11 protein-coding genes and 1 pseudogene are annotated in these 16,354 nt (G+C 37.3%); 5 read left to right on the forward strand and 7 right to left on the reverse strand.

All coding sequences use genetic code 11. The annotated features are described in order from the left end of the window. Nucleotides 1–358: 358 nt before the first annotated feature. Complete coding sequence (rapA, locus tag AC13EX_RS02255) at nucleotides 359–3,193, forward strand: RNA polymerase-associated protein RapA (RefSeq protein WP_482891375.1); 2,835 nt, start codon at nucleotides 359–361, stop codon at nucleotides 3,191–3,193. 60 nt (nucleotides 3,194–3,253) lie between these two features. After that, nucleotides 3,254–4,258, forward strand: a complete 1,005-nt coding sequence (locus tag AC13EX_RS02260) for a DHH family phosphoesterase (protein ID WP_482891376.1) — start codon at nucleotides 3,254–3,256, stop codon at nucleotides 4,256–4,258. A gap of 85 nt (nucleotides 4,259–4,343) precedes the next feature. Here the strand turns inward: AC13EX_RS02260 and AC13EX_RS02265 are convergent, their stop codons facing one another. The 5 genes from AC13EX_RS02265 to fabF form a co-directional block, all read right to left on the reverse strand. After that, on the reverse strand, nucleotides 4,344–4,700 hold the full coding sequence (locus AC13EX_RS02265) for a hypothetical protein (protein ID WP_482891377.1): 357 nt from the start codon (nucleotides 4,698–4,700) through the stop codon (nucleotides 4,344–4,346). 19 nt (nucleotides 4,701–4,719) lie between these two features. After that, nucleotides 4,720–6,117 carry a short-chain fatty acid transporter gene (locus AC13EX_RS02270; protein WP_048643450.1) on the reverse strand — a complete coding sequence of 466 codons (1,398 nt, stop codon included), beginning with the start codon at nucleotides 6,115–6,117 and terminating at the stop codon, nucleotides 4,720–4,722. Between the two features lie 900 nt (nucleotides 6,118–7,017). Continuing rightward, nucleotides 7,018–8,118 carry a sensor histidine kinase gene (locus AC13EX_RS02275; protein ID WP_482891378.1) on the reverse strand — a complete coding sequence of 367 codons (1,101 nt, stop codon included), beginning with the start codon at nucleotides 8,116–8,118 and terminating at the stop codon, nucleotides 7,018–7,020. Between the two features lie 78 nt (nucleotides 8,119–8,196). Further along, nucleotides 8,197–9,288, reverse strand: coding sequence for a glycoside hydrolase family 43 protein (locus tag AC13EX_RS02280; protein WP_482891379.1), 1,092 nt, complete (start codon nucleotides 9,286–9,288; stop codon nucleotides 8,197–8,199). Between the two features lie 370 nt (nucleotides 9,289–9,658). After that, on the reverse strand, nucleotides 9,659–10,900 hold the full coding sequence (fabF, locus tag AC13EX_RS02285; RefSeq protein ID WP_482891380.1) for a beta-ketoacyl-ACP synthase II: 1,242 nt from the start codon (nucleotides 10,898–10,900) through the stop codon (nucleotides 9,659–9,661). 544 nt (nucleotides 10,901–11,444) lie between these two features. On the opposite strand from fabF, the gene AC13EX_RS02290 reads away from it, so the two are divergent. Together AC13EX_RS02290 and AC13EX_RS02295 are read left to right on the forward strand one after the other, a co-directional pair. Then, nucleotides 11,445–12,221 (forward strand): hypothetical protein, encoded by a 777-nt coding sequence (locus AC13EX_RS02290; protein WP_482891381.1) that lies wholly within the window; start codon nucleotides 11,445–11,447, stop codon nucleotides 12,219–12,221. Further along, nucleotides 12,206–12,766 (forward strand): annotated as a pseudogene (locus AC13EX_RS02295) (glucuronyl esterase domain-containing protein). Before AC13EX_RS02290 ends, AC13EX_RS02295 begins: the two are co-directional and overlap by 16 nt. Before the next feature lie 94 nt (nucleotides 12,767–12,860). Here the strand turns inward: AC13EX_RS02295 and AC13EX_RS02300 are convergent. Both AC13EX_RS02300 and AC13EX_RS02305 read right to left on the reverse strand, forming a co-directional pair. Next, nucleotides 12,861–13,364 (reverse strand): YkgJ family cysteine cluster protein, encoded by a 504-nt coding sequence (locus AC13EX_RS02300; protein WP_482891382.1) that lies wholly within the window; start codon nucleotides 13,362–13,364, stop codon nucleotides 12,861–12,863. 657 nt (nucleotides 13,365–14,021) lie between these two features. Then, nucleotides 14,022–15,257 carry an aryl-sulfate sulfotransferase gene (locus AC13EX_RS02305; protein ID WP_482891383.1) on the reverse strand — a complete coding sequence of 412 codons (1,236 nt, stop codon included), beginning with the start codon at nucleotides 15,255–15,257 and terminating at the stop codon, nucleotides 14,022–14,024. A gap of 410 nt (nucleotides 15,258–15,667) precedes the next feature. Here AC13EX_RS02305 and AC13EX_RS02310 point away from each other — a divergent pair, with 410 nt between their 5' ends. Beyond that, nucleotides 15,668–16,117 (forward strand): KTSC domain-containing protein, encoded by a 450-nt coding sequence (locus AC13EX_RS02310; protein WP_482891384.1) that lies wholly within the window; start codon nucleotides 15,668–15,670, stop codon nucleotides 16,115–16,117. Nucleotides 16,118–16,354: the final 237 nt, after the last annotated feature.

A 16,354-nucleotide genomic window follows, 5' to 3' on the forward strand; every position in this document is an offset into this window, starting at 1 on the left:
AGCTGATAAACTTTATTAACTGTAGTTTTTTATTGTGAGGTCTATGGAGGAAGCTTTTATTGTGCTTTTTCCTGAAATACTAATGATGTGCTGATTTTGGCGTTTAAGCTATGAAAAATAAACAAACAATCATTAAAAAGGCTTTTCAAAGTTGCAAGGCTTTATACTGCCAACCTAAAGTAGACTACAAACGGTATTTTTTTCTTTTTAGCCCTTCCCCAATCTAAGACTAGTGGTAAACTAGATGAAATAAAAACCCTCAGTTCTTGGCGAGCTGGCTAAAAATTGAAGAACTTGCATTTTTTTTAGGATTCACCCTTTTTGTTGGTCAAAAATATAGCGTAAAATAATAGAGAATATGGAGGATTTCTATCCAAATCAAAGATGGGTTAGTGAAGGTGAACCTGAGTTGGGAGTAGGCATTGTCGTTGAAACAAATAAAAACCGAGTGCAGGTAAATTTTCCTGCTGCTGGTGAAACACGACAATATGCTTTAGCCAATGCGCCATTGCGAAGGGTTATTTTTAAACCCGGAGATACGATTACGGATACAAATAAGCGCTCATTCACAATTGACAGGGTACAAGACGATGGGGAATTGATATTGTATATAGGGAGCCAAGGCACTTTGTCAGAGGCAGACCTGGGAGACGTTTCGGTAAAACATGGAGTCAATGACCGGCTTCTTATCGGGGATGTTGATAAGCCTGATGTTTTTGCTCTGAGAAGAATCACATTGGCCTATGATCATATGCGTAGGATCTCTCCAATTAACGGTTTTGTAGGGGGGCGTATAGATCTTATACCACATCAGTTGTATATCGCACATGAGGTAAGTTCCCGATATGCCCCGCGTGTATTGTTATCTGATCAAGTAGGCCTTGGTAAAACCATAGAGGCATGTTTGATCATGCATCGCTTGTTGTTGAGTGGACAGGTATCCAGGATTATAATATTGGTTCCAGATTCTTTAATTCACCAGTGGTTTGTAGAGATGCTGAGGCGTTTCAATTTATGGTTCCACATATTTGATGAAGAAAGGTGCGCTGCACTAGATGATAGCGCACCCGAAGGAAATCCATTCTTAGATGACCAGTTGATTATATGTAGCACTTCTTTTTTGGCAAGTTCACAGAAGCGTGCACAACAAGCCTTTTCAGCAGATTGGGACATGCTCGTGGTAGATGAAGCACATCATTTAGCCTGGTCTTTGGAAAAAGTAAGTCCTGAATATGCGGTTGTTGAATTACTGAGCCAAGTAGCGAAAGGCTTGTTACTTTTGACAGCTACACCAGAACAGTTGGGAGTTGAAAGTCATTTTGCCCGGCTTAGGTTACTGGATCCAGAAAGATTTTCAGATTATGAGGAGTTTATTAATGAAACGCAAGACCACAAAATAATCGCCAATATTGTTGAAGACTTGTTCACAGGGAAGGCCTTGAAGAAAAAGGACAAAGCCTTGCTGGAAACCCTATTTGGAAAGGATAGGATAGCAAAGTTAGCGGAAAAAGGAGCTGTAGGTAAAAATCAATTAATAGAAGATTTATTGGATCAGCATGGTCCCGGACGAGTGGTCTTCAGAAATACCCGGGCAGCCATGAGTGGTTTCCCCAATCGCAAAGCCCACTTGATTTCTTTGGTTGCAGAAACCAACCAAGAGGAATGGGTAAAACGGCTAGCCAAAGAATATGCTGTAGACAAGGAGTTACAAATAAATCCGACGATAAAGCAGCAGTTTAGGTTTTCAGAAGACCCACGTGTCAAATGGTTAGTGGCCTTTCTGGACAAGCTGAATCCGGAAAAAGTAGTATTGATTTGCAGAAGTAAAGCGAAAGTATTGGCTTTAGAAAAAGCCATGCAGAAGCTAAGCAGTGCAAAGGTAGGCGTGTTCCATGAGGACCTTACTATAATACAGCGTGATAGAAATGCCGCATGGTTTGCTGAGGAAGGCGGGGCGCGCCTTTTATTATGTTCTGAAATAGGTAGTGAAGGTCGTAACTTTCAATTTGCCCATCATTTGGTGTTGTTCGATTTACCAGTGCATCCTGAGTTATTGGAGCAGCGGATTGGTCGGTTAGATCGCATAGGACAGTCTGAGGACATAGATATACATGTACCCTATTTGAAAGGTAGTCCTCAGGAGGTATTGGTACGTTGGTTTCATGAGGGCTTAAATGCATTTGAAGAAAACATAGAAGGTGGTAACCAAATAGGGGAGTTGTTTAATAAAAGGCTGGAAGAAACGGCTATGGCTGCTTTATCAAGTGGATCAAGTGAGCAACTAGATGCATTAGTGGCAGACACGGCTGCCTATCAAAAAGAATTGAAGGAAACCTTAGCCAATGGACGTGACAGGTTACTTGAAATGAATTCGTTCCGGCCTTTGGTGGCCGAACAATTGGTGGAGAAAATTAAAGCTGCTGACCAAGATTTAAGCCTTGAAATCTATATGACCAAGGTATTCGAACATTTTGGCATTGAAATGGAAGATTTGGCCCCTCGAACGTATTTGCTTCATCCGGTGAGAACCAATAGCACTGCATTTCCCTCCATTCCAGATGGTGGTATCGCTATAACCTTCGATCGAAAGAGAGCTTTAAGTAGAGAAGACATTAGCTTTATTAGTTGGGATCACCCGATGGTGACTGGGGCCATTGATATGGTACTTGGTTCAGGTACAGGAGATGCTAGTTTCGGAGTATTGAGAGGAACAGAAGATTCAAGTATTTTATTAGAAATAATTTTTGTGCTTGAAACAGCAGGGAGACAAGGTATAAATGTAGATCGCTTTTTGCCAAACACCCCTTTGCGGGTTGTTGTTAACCATTCTGGTGAGGAGGTAACTGATGACTATCCAGTCAAGCTGTTCAACAAGCAATTGATACCTGGACAAGTAAGTGACTTGATAGAAAATGAAACTTTGGTGGATGAGATACTTCCGGACATGATTAAAAATGCTACTGAGATAGCAGAGCAACTTAAAGAGAAAGAAATAGAGGCTGGTCTCAAAGATATGAACCAAACATTGGATCATGAGATTGGTCGATTGGCTTCATTGTATAAACGAAACAAGGCGATTCGACCCGATGAAATTCGTACTGCATTGGAGCAGAAAAATGAATTGACTATGCTGATTGGAGAAGCACGAATCCGAATGGATTCAATACAATTGATCCGAGAAGAAAATAGATAGACCAATTTTTACTTTTTGGTCTTGATATAAGCTAGCATTAAAAAAAACAACACGAATTAGATGAATGTGTACGAACAAATAGTAGCTGAAATCAAAACAGCTTCAAATATAATAATCACCTCCCATAAATCTCCTGATGGGGATTCTGTTGGCAGTTCTTTAGGCCTGTTACATTTTATTGAAAAATTGGGTAAAACAGCAACGGTTTGTCATCCGGATCCAGCCCCCAGTTTTCTGGATTGGTTAGATACTTCGAGTTTTCTTATAATGACCGAACAGGGAGAAGCTGTAGAAGCTGCTTTTGCTACAGCTGATTTGGTATTTTGCCTGGATTATAATGGCACTAACCGTATTGGCTATGACATGCAAGTCCTGCTTGAAGGGCTGACATGCAAGACAATTATGATTGACCATCATTTGGCCCCTGAAGATTTCCCAACTATAACCCTGTCTGAAACTTCAGTTTCCTCTACGGCAGAGTTGATTGTTGAATTGATAGAGCAATCTGGAAACATCAACCTGCTCGACCAGAAAATTGGCACCCCTTTGTATCTAGGTATACTGACAGATACAGGAAGTTTCCGTTTTCCTTCTACTAGCCCACGGACCCACGAAATATTGGCAAAGCTATTGACTGCAGGTGTAGCCCACCACTTGGTTCATGAAATGTTGAGCGATAACAATACAGAGAGTCGTTTGCGTTTACAAGGCTATGCGATGTGCGAAAAATTGGAGGTTATGGAAGACTATATGGTGGCCATTATATCCTTGTCCAAAGAGGAGTTAGCGAAATACAATTATCAAAAAGGAGATACTGATAGTCTGGCAAATCAAGCCTTGTCTATAAAAGGAATGAAGGCGGCAATTGTGTTTACAGAAAGAGATGGCATCATGAAGATTTCTTTTCGTTCAAAAGGACAAGAGAACCCTGTGAATGTCTTGGCAGCAGAAAACTTTAATGGAGGTGGTCATGCAAATGCTTCCGGTGGCATGAGTGAACTTTCAGTCACTGAAACATTGGCTAAAATCAAAGATTTGGTACCAAAGTACTTTTCGGCTATTTAAGCCTGACATGAATTAAAAAAAAGGATCACTTCAATTTTAGAAGTGATCCTTTTTTTTATTATATCCTTCTCTCTCAAATGAAAAGCTAAGCAGTATTTTTGCACTGAGTGAAAATATCCAAACAGCTGAACAAGTTGAAAATTCTACTTATTAAGAAACTTTGACCAAGGATTCTAATATGGTTGGAATCTACTCCGAGATGGTAGGATGCGGCTACCTTATAGCCTTTTGCAATGGCTTCTTTTTTTGTTAACCCAACCCGGCCCATAGGTGGATCAACAAAAAGATTATAGGTGGTAATTCGGTCACTTACTTTTCGTTGCTTTCCATCAAATAAGTTTTCATCTGCAAAATCATAGTCATTGTAAGCTGTATGTGTAAAAGTCCCTTTTCCATTGGAATCGCCCAATGCTGACCATAACTTCAAACAAATGGCTTTCACTATCCATGTCTAATCTAGCTTATAGAGGCCAAAAGACTACTAATAATGACTGCAACACAAAAAATACAAAGAATGGAATAACCAGGTAGCCCATCACATCTCTGGCTTGGATTTTTACTCCTGTCCCCATAATTGGAAAGATGATCAATAAATAGAACGGCTGTAACAAATTGCTTAAACTTTCCCCGTAAGCCACTGAAAGGGATGCTCTGGAGATCATGGCTGTTACTTCATTTTCAGGCAAACCTGCACCAAGTTCTTTGATGGCATTGATAATGCTTGGGCCAAGGACAGCAAATTCCCCTCCAGCAGATGGAATGGCAAAATTGACTATTGCTCCGGTTAAATAAGCATAAAAGGGATAAGAGTTCAGGGTTGCTACTGCAGCCATTAATTGCCCGAGTTGATCTCCCAAACCTGTATACAACATGATTCCCATAATGCCTGCATAAAAGGGATATTGAAATAGAATTCCTGAAACATTGCTACTGGAACGCTTCATGGCAATGACGTAGCGGGAAGGTGTTTGGTGCAAAGCCATGCCTACAATTAAGAAAATAAAAATCATGATATTGAAATTTAAATCAAAACCTCTGGTACTAAAATGAAACACTATATAGGTAAGCCCCATAATTACAATAATCATTTGAAGGATGAAGCTATTGTTCAATTTATCAGATAGGGCGCTAAAAGGCAATTTCAATTCAGCAGCTTCTTCTTTAATTGTCTTTGGCTCAGAAATGCCATTGGAAAGCGTCAAATCACTCAATTCTTTATTTTTACATTGTTTTGGGCGCAATAGGAACATTAGCAATGAGCCACCAATTACTATAAAAACCATCATTATAATATTTAAAGAGGATTGTAAAGTATAGGTGGTTGGTATCACCTCCGATAAGAGACCCGATTCAATCAAAAAATTATTTTCTGAATTAAGTAATAATGGGATTGAACTTGATAAGCCTAAAACCCAACTGTTAAATGAAAAGTAAGCACATGCAATTAAAAAAGGGTAGTTGATCCCTTTTACTCGCAATGCTAATTCTTTGGCCAAAACACATGTGATTACCACCCAACCAAAGCTTACCATGGACAATAGCATGCCAATAAATACGACTATAAAATAGACCTGTGCTGGGGTTTTTATGTAAATGGAAAGGGAACCTATACCACGCTTTACCAAAGGGGACAAGGCAATGCTAAAACCAGTGATAACGATTAACGCTATTTGCATTGAAAATCCCAATAAGTCAAAAAATCCCGTATACCAGGATTTTATTATTTCCATCGGACTTGCTCCTAACCAGGTAATTGCACCAATTCCTGTGATTAGGGTTAGAATAATTGCGAAGACAAATGAATTAGGTAGGTATTTTATAAATAGATGGGTGAATTTTTCTCCTAATTTTTCAAACATGGTGAATTTTGTAAAAATGCCCTCAAGTTCAGGTTTAGTAATTCCACTTATAGAACATTGGGTTTTGGGTCTATTCGTTTTTTAATTGCAGGGCTTGTGATAAACTAATATTTCTAGGTTAAAATCATCTTTGAACAGTTGTTAATATAATTCCAGAGCTTAATATTAATTTAGGGTATCCTCGCCAATTGAGGGGAATGTACCAAATTCTGCAATAAAATGTTTAATATACTCTTGATAATTTTATAATAAGTAAAATTATACCTCTATATTCTTTATGTAATTAGTGAAATGTTTCGTGTTTTCTGTGAAAGTCAAATAAAAGACTCCTTTGTAAAATATTTAAGCCTCATAGGTATTAATATTAAACCCGAAATATGCAATAGACATTCTATTACGTGCTGAAATCGCTATAAAATCAGCCACTTCGTTGCTGTTTTCAATTTCAGCATAGCGGTGCTATGCTAAAATATTCAAACAGCCTGATTTTCTTGCGATTGCAACACTTCCCGTAAACACGGGACAGGCTTCACCCCTGACATTGTCAGGGCGGAGAAATTCTATTACATAATCCGGGTTAAATGCTTTTATAAAAAATAAATTAGAGATATTGATCCTATTTCAAATAGCTTAAATGGGATGCTGATCATAAACATGTATGAGGTCACCCGAGTCTTAGTCTTGCTGCGCTAGCTGATTTTAGAGGTAATGTTGCCCATTATGTACAATATTGCTGAAAAAATATATCATGAAAAGTTACTAATGGTAGCTTCACAATCGGATTTGATTAATCTGGGAGGATTATCTGCAAATAAAAAAAAATAAAGGTTATTGATGTAAGGCTTTTAGCAATTTGAAATTACTGTAACCAAGCATGCCCAAATTAGCATTTCTTATTGCCTAAGCTATCTGTTGTTTGATGTTTCTATTTGGAATCTCTACAGTGAAAGTTGACCCTATACCAAATTCTGAATTTATTATTATTGATCCATCAAGGTTTTTTACAGATTTCTTAACCATGTATAAACCTAATCCCACTCCATCACTTGTCTTTTTGTTTATTTGATAGTTGCGCTTCATAAGTTTTGGAATATCGTCTTTTTTTATTCCAATCCCATTGTCTTCAACTTTTAGAATCGCTCGGTTTTCATCAGATGAAAAGCCAAATAATATAAATTTTTTAGCCTTATTATTATCAGAATATTTTATGGCATTACTTATTAAATTAGAAAGTATTGATCGAAACTCAATTTCGTTGGTATAGAACTGACCTGATTGTTGAATGTCTAGCTTGAGCTCAATGCTGTCCGATTTTAAAAGGTGCTCAATAGTCTCTATGTATTTAGATACCATACGAGCTACATCCACAGATTGAAAATCTTCTATTGTAGAGATATGTTTTAAAGTTTCTTTTACAAAAGACCTTAAATTTGTACTGCCTTTTTCTATTAGATCTAAATATTCATTAACACTCTCAATATCTTTTTCTGATTTTGATAAATTGATTAGTCCCATGATTGAAGCCAAAGGATTCTGAATATCATGGACAATATTGTGCAAAGTAGTGTGAAGCCTTTCATTTATAATAAGAGTTTTACTGTAATTCTTTTCAACTTTTAACTCTGCATTTTTTCGATTGGTAATGTTAATATGTGCCAGTAATGTCAAATCAGGATTCCCTTCTACTTGAGTAACTCTAAGAATAAACCATCTATTTTCATTGGGAGAATGACACGGGTATTCAAGTTCAAAATAATCTAAATTCCGGTCGATTACTTGCTGAATACCATGTTTGGCATCCTTGGCCATTTTTGTTTCCTGTCCCTTTACAGCCTCGCAGGTAGATAAATAATTGTTATTAATTCCTGTTCGAGCATAATCTCCTTTATTCTCCATTGAAAAGGTATGCCAAGCCTTATTTGTAAATATTATATCCCCGGATTTATTAATTATTGCCATCGATTCTGTAATGGAATCTAATATTTCAAAATTGTTCAACATACTTTTTTTATCATGAGTTAAAAACCATGCCAAGCATATTAGAATGGACAATGGTATTATTGGGAACCATTAATCTTATCATTTCATTTTATTATCTAACAAGTTCATTTTCACGCCTTCTGTTGTCATTTTAACCGGATTTATAAAACCACCCTCATCAAAAGTCATCTTGTCGATACAAGTTTCGCGATGATTACCATTTGTTGTTCCCAATGGGCGACGGTGGTAAACTATATAGTATTCATCTGTATCAGGAATATTAATTACTGAGTGATGACCCGCGCCGGTGGCTATACTTGGGTCTTGCTGTAATACTTTACCTATTCGCTTAAATGGACCGAAAGGAGTATCACCAATGGCATAGGCAACACTGTAATCTGGTCCTCCCCAATTTCCCTCAGACCACATAAAGTAATATTTATCATTTCGTTTGAATACGAAAGGCCCTTCAACATATTTATCAGGAGTTACCTCTTTAAATGTTTCTCCATCATCAAAAGGCACTAAACTCAACAAATCATCGCTGAGTTGGACGATATTACAATGTTTCCAACCACCATAGTACATATAATGTTTACCATCATCATCTTTAAATACAAATTGGTCAATCGGTTGAGCACCATTGTGGAAAGAATTAATCAATGGTTTTCCTATGGCATCTACAAATGGGCCAGCAGGATTATCTGCCACGGCTACTCCAATTCCCCCCATCTCATCATCGCTCTGAATGTCGTTGGCACCAAAAAACAAGTAATACTTCTCATTGGCCTTAATGATAGAAGGGGCCCAAATAGAATAGGCCGCCCATGAAACATCTTTGATGTCCAGAACCCGTGAATGTTTTTCCCAATTGATCAGATCTTTTGAAGAAAAAGCATCAAGAAAGGTTTGTTTAAGGTATTGAGGATTGATCGTGTTTTTTTGAAGTTCAAGTTGCTGTTCTGTTAATTCTGATGTATTATCCACATCTCCATAATCATCTGAAAAAGTGGGGTAAATCCAATATTGATCATCGAATATTATACCTTCAGGATCTGCATACCAGCCTGGGAAAACAGGGTTTCCTGAATAGATTTCATCTTCGTTTTCTTTTAATTCTTCCTTTTTCTGTGACTGGCAGGAAGAAAGTATGGTTACTGCAATTAAAAATGATAAGATAGGAGACTTCATTGGGTTTATAATCTTTTTTTTAATGGATAGGCTTTGCTTAGCTGGGTATTGCCAAATAAAGCACTAGTAATTAAGTGACTTGTAGTTACAAAAGTGAATATAAGTTAAAAAGTTGATCGTTCCTATGGCTTGAATATCTGATTTCACGAGCTTATGTAAACCCAAACCTAGCTTATAAGTATGTTAAATGGAGCCTATATTGGTGTTAGTTTAAAAGGTTTATTTAATTGTAGGTGAGTAATTTATAAAGAGGCGTAGGTTAGGTAAAGGCATTTAATATTTTGACTTTACCTAACCTACAATTGATTGCTTCTAAAAACTTTTAAACAGATATTTTTACCGTAATGATGCTATTAAGGAGAAATTAATTTTAGATGCGCTTAAAGATAGTTGTTGCGTTATGGCCTCCAAAGCCAAAGGTGTTACTCATGGCCACATTTACTTTACTTTCTACTGCATCTTTTATCACAATAGGCAGCGATTGAGGAATCTCAGGGTCTATCTCTAATGTGTTTATGGTAGGAGGAATGATGTTTTTTTGGATTGCCTTAATGGATAAAATAGCCTCAATAGCCCCTGCAGCTCCCATTAAATGGCCTGTCATTGATTTTGTAGCACTAATTTTAAGGTTTTTAAAATTGCTTTTGAATGTTTTATCGACGGCTTTCATCTCGCTAATATCCCCTACAGGTGTGGAAGTTGCATGTGCATTCAAATAGTTGATTTCTTCTGGGTTAAGTTTGGCTTCTTCCATTGCCAATTCCATTGCTTTTATTGCTCCTATTCCTTCTGGATGGGTTGCAGAGATATGGTAAGCATCATCGGTCATTCCAGCACCTACTATTTCAGCATAAATCTTAGCTCCGCGCTTTTTTGCATGTTCATATTCTTCCAAAATCAATGCTCCAGCTCCTTCTCCCATCACAAAACCATCCCGTTGTATATCAAAAGGGCGAGATGCCTGTTGGGGATTGTCATTTCGGGTAGACAATGCTTTCATGGCACTGAATCCTCCTACTGAGGACTCTGTAATTGGCGCTTCCGAGCCACCGGTAACCATAATTTTAGCCTTGTTTAAGCGGATATAATTGAAAGCATCCATAATCGCAGAGTTGGAAGAGGCACAAGCAGAAACCGCAGTGTAGTTGATTCCCATCAGTCCAAATTTCATGGAGATCATACCCGAAGCCATATTTACCAGTAATTTTGGAATAAAAAATGGATTGAATCGTGGGTTTTTACCATTCTCAGCATAGTTGATGACTTCATCCTCAAAGGTTTGCATGCCTCCTTGTCCTGAACCCCAAATAACACCTATGTCAAAAGGAGAAAGGCTTTGTAAATCAAATCCGCTATCCTCTATGGCCTCTGCAGCCGAATAAAGTGCATATTGTGTAAATCGATCACTTCTTTTTATTTCGTTTCGGTTAAGTTTTGTCTCAGGACTGAATCCCTTTAACTCACTGGCAAAAGAGGTTTTGAATAGGGTAGGATCAAATTTGGAGATTTTCGATACGCCACTTTTACCATTGATGGCATTTTGCCAAAATTCGTCTACTGAATTTCCAATGGGAGTCAAAGCTCCCAATCCTGTTATTACGACTCTTTTCATAGGTTCTTTTTTTACTGGAATAGCGTTAAAGTAGATTTTGGGACTTAATAATCATTGAAGGGTGCAATTTTAATACTTCTTTGATTATAAGTAAAACAAGCGCCATTGTTTAAACGACCTTCCTTATTAATTTGATATTAACCATTACTATTCGGGTTACTAGTCATGATTAACTTATGGTTATTGATTACTTTTTAAGTTATCTCCTTCTTGTTATAATTGCTTTTTCAGCCCATTATTTTAAATCAGGGCAAAACTAACCAGTCGTTTTGAAGCAAAAAAATTTTTCACTAGTAATTTGTCTATGCTTTAGCATTCAATCATTGGAAAGTTGTAGGCATTATACTTGCTTATGAGGGTAAACTACGGGATTGCGATAAAATCATTATTTAGCCATTGAAGCATCAAAAGGCAAATGCTAATTGCCTTTTCTAACAGGTATTTAATATTCAGGAAATTGCTATCTCCTTTTGAAATAATAGCTATTAAACCATTTCCTTATTTAGGTTAAATAGGCCGTTTGGTAATATAAATAAACAACTAATTGGTCAGCTCCTTTTCATTTTATTATTTTGGACCTGCATTCTTACCTATAATTTGTCTTTATGAGTATTCGAAGTTTATTGCTTTACCTGATAACCGTTTTGTCTTTTACAGTTTTGAAGAGGCAAATGTGGGAGATTATACGCTTCCAGACCCATTATTAGACAAAAAGGGTCAGAAAATAACAAATACAAGTGCTTGGGAAGGCATAAGACGAAATGAGATTTTGCAAGATTTTTCGGAATTGATGTATGGGCAAATGCCTGAATTTGCTGTCAATCAGAAAGCTGAAGTCATTGCTGTTCGTAAAGATGCATTAGACGGTTTAGCCACACGTACAATCATTAACCTTAGCTTTTTTGATGATCCTTCTGCACCAACTATCAAGTTGATGGTCTATATTCCAAATGCTGCTAAGAAGCCTGTACCTATGGTTATAAAGATGAATTGGTATTGGAACAGTAGCCTGGAGAAAGACCCATCAATTCCACATTCTACAAAGTGGATGACACCTATCGCAGAAAAGGGGATTGTTGACAATCAGGTTACGGAAGCCACAAGAGGCATTAATGCCTATCGCTTCCCAGATTTGAATGAGTTGATGAAACGTAGATATGGATTGGCCACTTTTTATTATGGAGATGTGGAGCCTGACCATATTGATGGATGGAAAGATGGTATCCGTGGTTATGTCATGCGCAGCTCAGGAAAAACAAAATTGGCACCCAATGTCTGGGTGCTTTGGGTGTCTGGGCTTGGGGTATGTGTTGTGCCTTAGATTATCTAGAAACGAACACTGCTTTAGATGCCAATAGGGTTGCCCTTATTGGTCATTCAAGACATGGGAAAGCGGTTCGTTGGGCAGGAGCCCAGGATCAACGTGTTGCGGTGGTGATTTCAAATAGCAGTGGAGAAGGAGGGGCCTCATTAGCAAGCCGTAATTTTGGGGAAAACATTGCCTAAAGTATAGGTCATGCATCTTGGAGATATTGTGAGCAGTTCCGCAATTTTATTGTCAGGGCAGAAGCACTTCCTTTTGACCAGCAAATGCTGTTGGCGATGATTGCACCAAGGCCGCTGTATGTAGGCAGTTCTACTAGAGATCTTTTGGCTGACCCCAAAGGTGAATTCCTTAGTACCCTGGATGCAGGTCCTGTTTATGGATTATACGGTCTCCGTGGCTTGGAGACTAATGAATTGCCAGAACCGGATACCTCGATAGGGAACCATAAACGTTACCACATACGTACAGGAGATCATGACTTGACCTTATTTGATTGGGATCAGTGCCTGCAGTTTATGGACACTTATTTTCTAAACTGAAAGTATAGAGATGGTCTTGGTAAGTGACCAATAACAAGAGTTGGCTTGAATATGGAGTTCAATTACTTAATAAATGAGGAATTGGGTGCTTAGATTAGAATAAAGTGAGGCCAAAGTTTTTTGCAAGAATATTCTCGAATTGCTGTAGGTCTAGTAGCAATTCTTGTTGAATTTTGGTTATCGATAAATCGACTTTTTTGTTTTGCAATTGCTTCTCCAATTCGACCATTTTAAAATAAAATGAATCGGATTTTAGCGCATAATTTTGCTCTACTAGTTTTACTTCTATATCCTTTCGTTTTTGTCTTACTACCTTAACAATTTCAACGGCTGCATCAAATTCAACTTCCTTCTTTTCGACGGATTTTAATAGTCCACATTCAAATCTGGCACAATGTTTTGGCCTTTGTGAATAAACAGTACAGCCATCACAATATTTTTTGCAGGGTTGAAGAAAAAAGCCATTGCCTTTTTCCTCCTCGATAGCCATTATTTTTTTTATTGCTGGCATTTCTTCAGGATCGAGTTCTACAAACCCAATCAAAGTACCATCACAACAGCTTCCGCATGCCAAGCAAATATTCAATGAATCATCCATTTTTTTTGATTTAAAATCTTTTCTTAAGCTTGCTATTGAGAAGTACTAAATTCCTTAATAGGTCTTATGACAGTGCTTTAGCCTTTTTTTTCGCTGAATTAAGGGGGCATTAAATAGAAAAATTGTTGCTTTCCAGCTTAAGGCAAGGAGCTTTATGCATGTTTAGAATTGCAAATATAGCTCAAATATTGTTCGTTCTGGTGAATTAATATTTATGTTATGGGTCTTTAATTGGCGAAAGGTTAGGTAAACTTGTATTCTTTCCCAGCATTTAGCAATGCCTATTTTTGTGTAAGGGAAGAAATAACCCGAAAAATGCAATAGGTTAATTTATTTTGTGTAAATACCATTTCCTTTTATCCCTAGGAAACAATAAATGGGTAAAGTGGCTCATTTTACCAATGAAATATTATTCAGTTATTCCATTTTCCTGATAAGAAATTAACAGATGTATCGATAAAAAGATCGCCCAATGGACTGTCATGTTGGTGGGTAGAATGGTCAAAGTTTGACATAATCCATAAATAGGATTCTGGGATAGCTTTAGAAAGATGCAAAGCTATATCGAGGGCAATAATTGGATACCTAATACCATTAATTATCAAAGTTGGACAATTGATTGTGGAAAGGTAAAGAATTGCCTATAGATAGGAGGAATTAAAAGCCCAATGCGGTAATGGCAGGGTCATCCGCGTAAAATACATAAGCCCGCCAAATTGTAGCATAGTTTGTTTTGTAAAACCAATCGGTGTCTCCTCCATCCGTTACTTCCCATAAAGTACCATCCCGCCCCTCAGCGATCAGCGTATTTCCATTCTTCATTCTCACCGCACTGGAAAGGCCAGAAGAGTAAAGGTCATTGTCAGTAAAACTCCATACTACATTTGGTTCATTGTCTTGGCCTGCTACCAAATTGTAAGGGGGATTTAATTCGTATTCGACAACCTCAGATTGGTTTCCATATACACTGTTGGCATAAGCCAACATGTTACCAGATTTCAATAGGTTTGGATAATGTACATTATTTAGTGTGGACTTACCAATATTGTCATAGGTCTCAGGGTTGCCAAAACGGTAGACAAGATCACCTCCAAGTCCATAATTTCCTCCGGAATTAGTACTGGCTTCAGCTGTAGAGGTACTGTGGTCCAAAACCCATATTTCGCTATAATTATTAACTGTTAAATAGAGAAGGTTGTTTTTTTCATCCAAGGTCAAGCCGTTGATGTGCATAATGTCTCCATTGTTCCTTGTTTGATAGTTATAATTTACATCAATCTTGTTAGGGTTTTCAGCTATACTTCCATAATTAGCTTTTGTCTCGTCCAGGTCCTGAATTATATGATCCATGGCATGCCATTCCCATGCAATCTCCTGTGTAAGGGGATTCAATTCTATAATCGATTCAGGATTTAGATTATAACTTCCTCCAAATCCTTCTTCTGCGGCCTCTGTTTGGCTAATTTCTCCCCAAGCGGGAAAGATTATATTCCCATTGGATAAATATTCAACATCGTGGTGAGCTGTGTAGTCTGAAGAAGAGTAGGAGACTTCCCATTCGATAGACTGATCAGCATTGATCTTTCGAAAAATACCACCATAACCTCCATTGGTGATTGATGCATTGTTGTCCTTAAGGCAAACTAACATACTCCCATCCGAGAGCATGTTAATATCATTGCCCAAATTACTGTTAAAATCCCAATTGAAGAGTTCATCTCCTGCGTAGTTAATTAGATGCGCCTCATTGTTTTGCTGATCAGCGATTAAAAAATAGGTGTCCTCATCAGCTGTCTCTTCCATTTCAAAATCATTTCCTTCTAAACTATCCTCATTACAAGAACCAAGAAGCGTTAATCCTAAAAAAGTAGTATTGATCCAAAATTTTTTCATTTATTTATCAGATTCAACATATGACCCAATTTTAAAAATCGAATCTATCTGGTTTAATAGACGCAGTTAATTAATAAATCCCTTGGAGGAGGTATGAAAAAAATATTTGACTGATTACATTTTAATAATATTCATAATTAAAAACTTAAAACAAGGCGCTTAGCTCAGTTTGATTTGATATTAATATTTGTTTTTGATTACAATTTGGCCTGATTCTTTTTTATGGTTGATTGGGTATTGTTTCGGAAAATTGTCCAAAAAGGAAGTTTTAAGTAATTAAAGTAGGTTTTATCGATTTTGTACGGTTCAAATAATCAATTGATATACTGGTGATTATCAATAAAGTTCTTATTCTATAGTAATTAAAGTAAAATTAAGCCGTACTTTTGCGCCCGAATATAAAATAGTAGATGAAGCGCATAAATGAATACAAAAAACTCTTCGGAGTTGAAAAGGAAATCGAATTGACAACCTTGAAAAAGACTTACCGTGATTTAGTCAAGATGTGGCATCCTGACAAATTTCAAAATGGTGATCCTTTACAGGTAGAAGCAGAATTGCAAAGCCGTAGAATTATTGATGGTTATCATTTTTTGGTGAGTATAGCACCTGAGACTATAGCTGCAAATTCAGAAGCATATACAGAAACGATCAATAACGCTGGAATTGCTGATTATTGGCACAAAGGGATGTTGTTGGAAATCACTTTTATGGATGGGACTACTTACGAGTACTTCGGTGTGACCAAACAAGTCTATCAAAAAATGATTAATAGTGATAAGGTAAATCGTTTTGCTAAACGAAATATTTATCCAAAATACGTCTTTAGAAAAACCAAGAAAAGTTTGGAAACTGCTTAATACACATGGTTTATAGAAGTTAAACCCGAAATATGTAATAGACATTCTATAACGTGCTGAAATCGCTTTAAAATACCCAATCTTTGCTGTTTAGAGATTTCACCATAGCGGTGCTATGCTAAAATCTCCAAACAGTCTGATTTTCTTGCGATTGCAACACTTCCCGTAAACACGGAACAGGCTTCACCCCTGACATTGTCAGGGCGGAGAAATCCTATTACATAATCCGGGTTAAAG

This window comes from Cyclobacterium sp. L-R, from assembly GCF_056859355.1.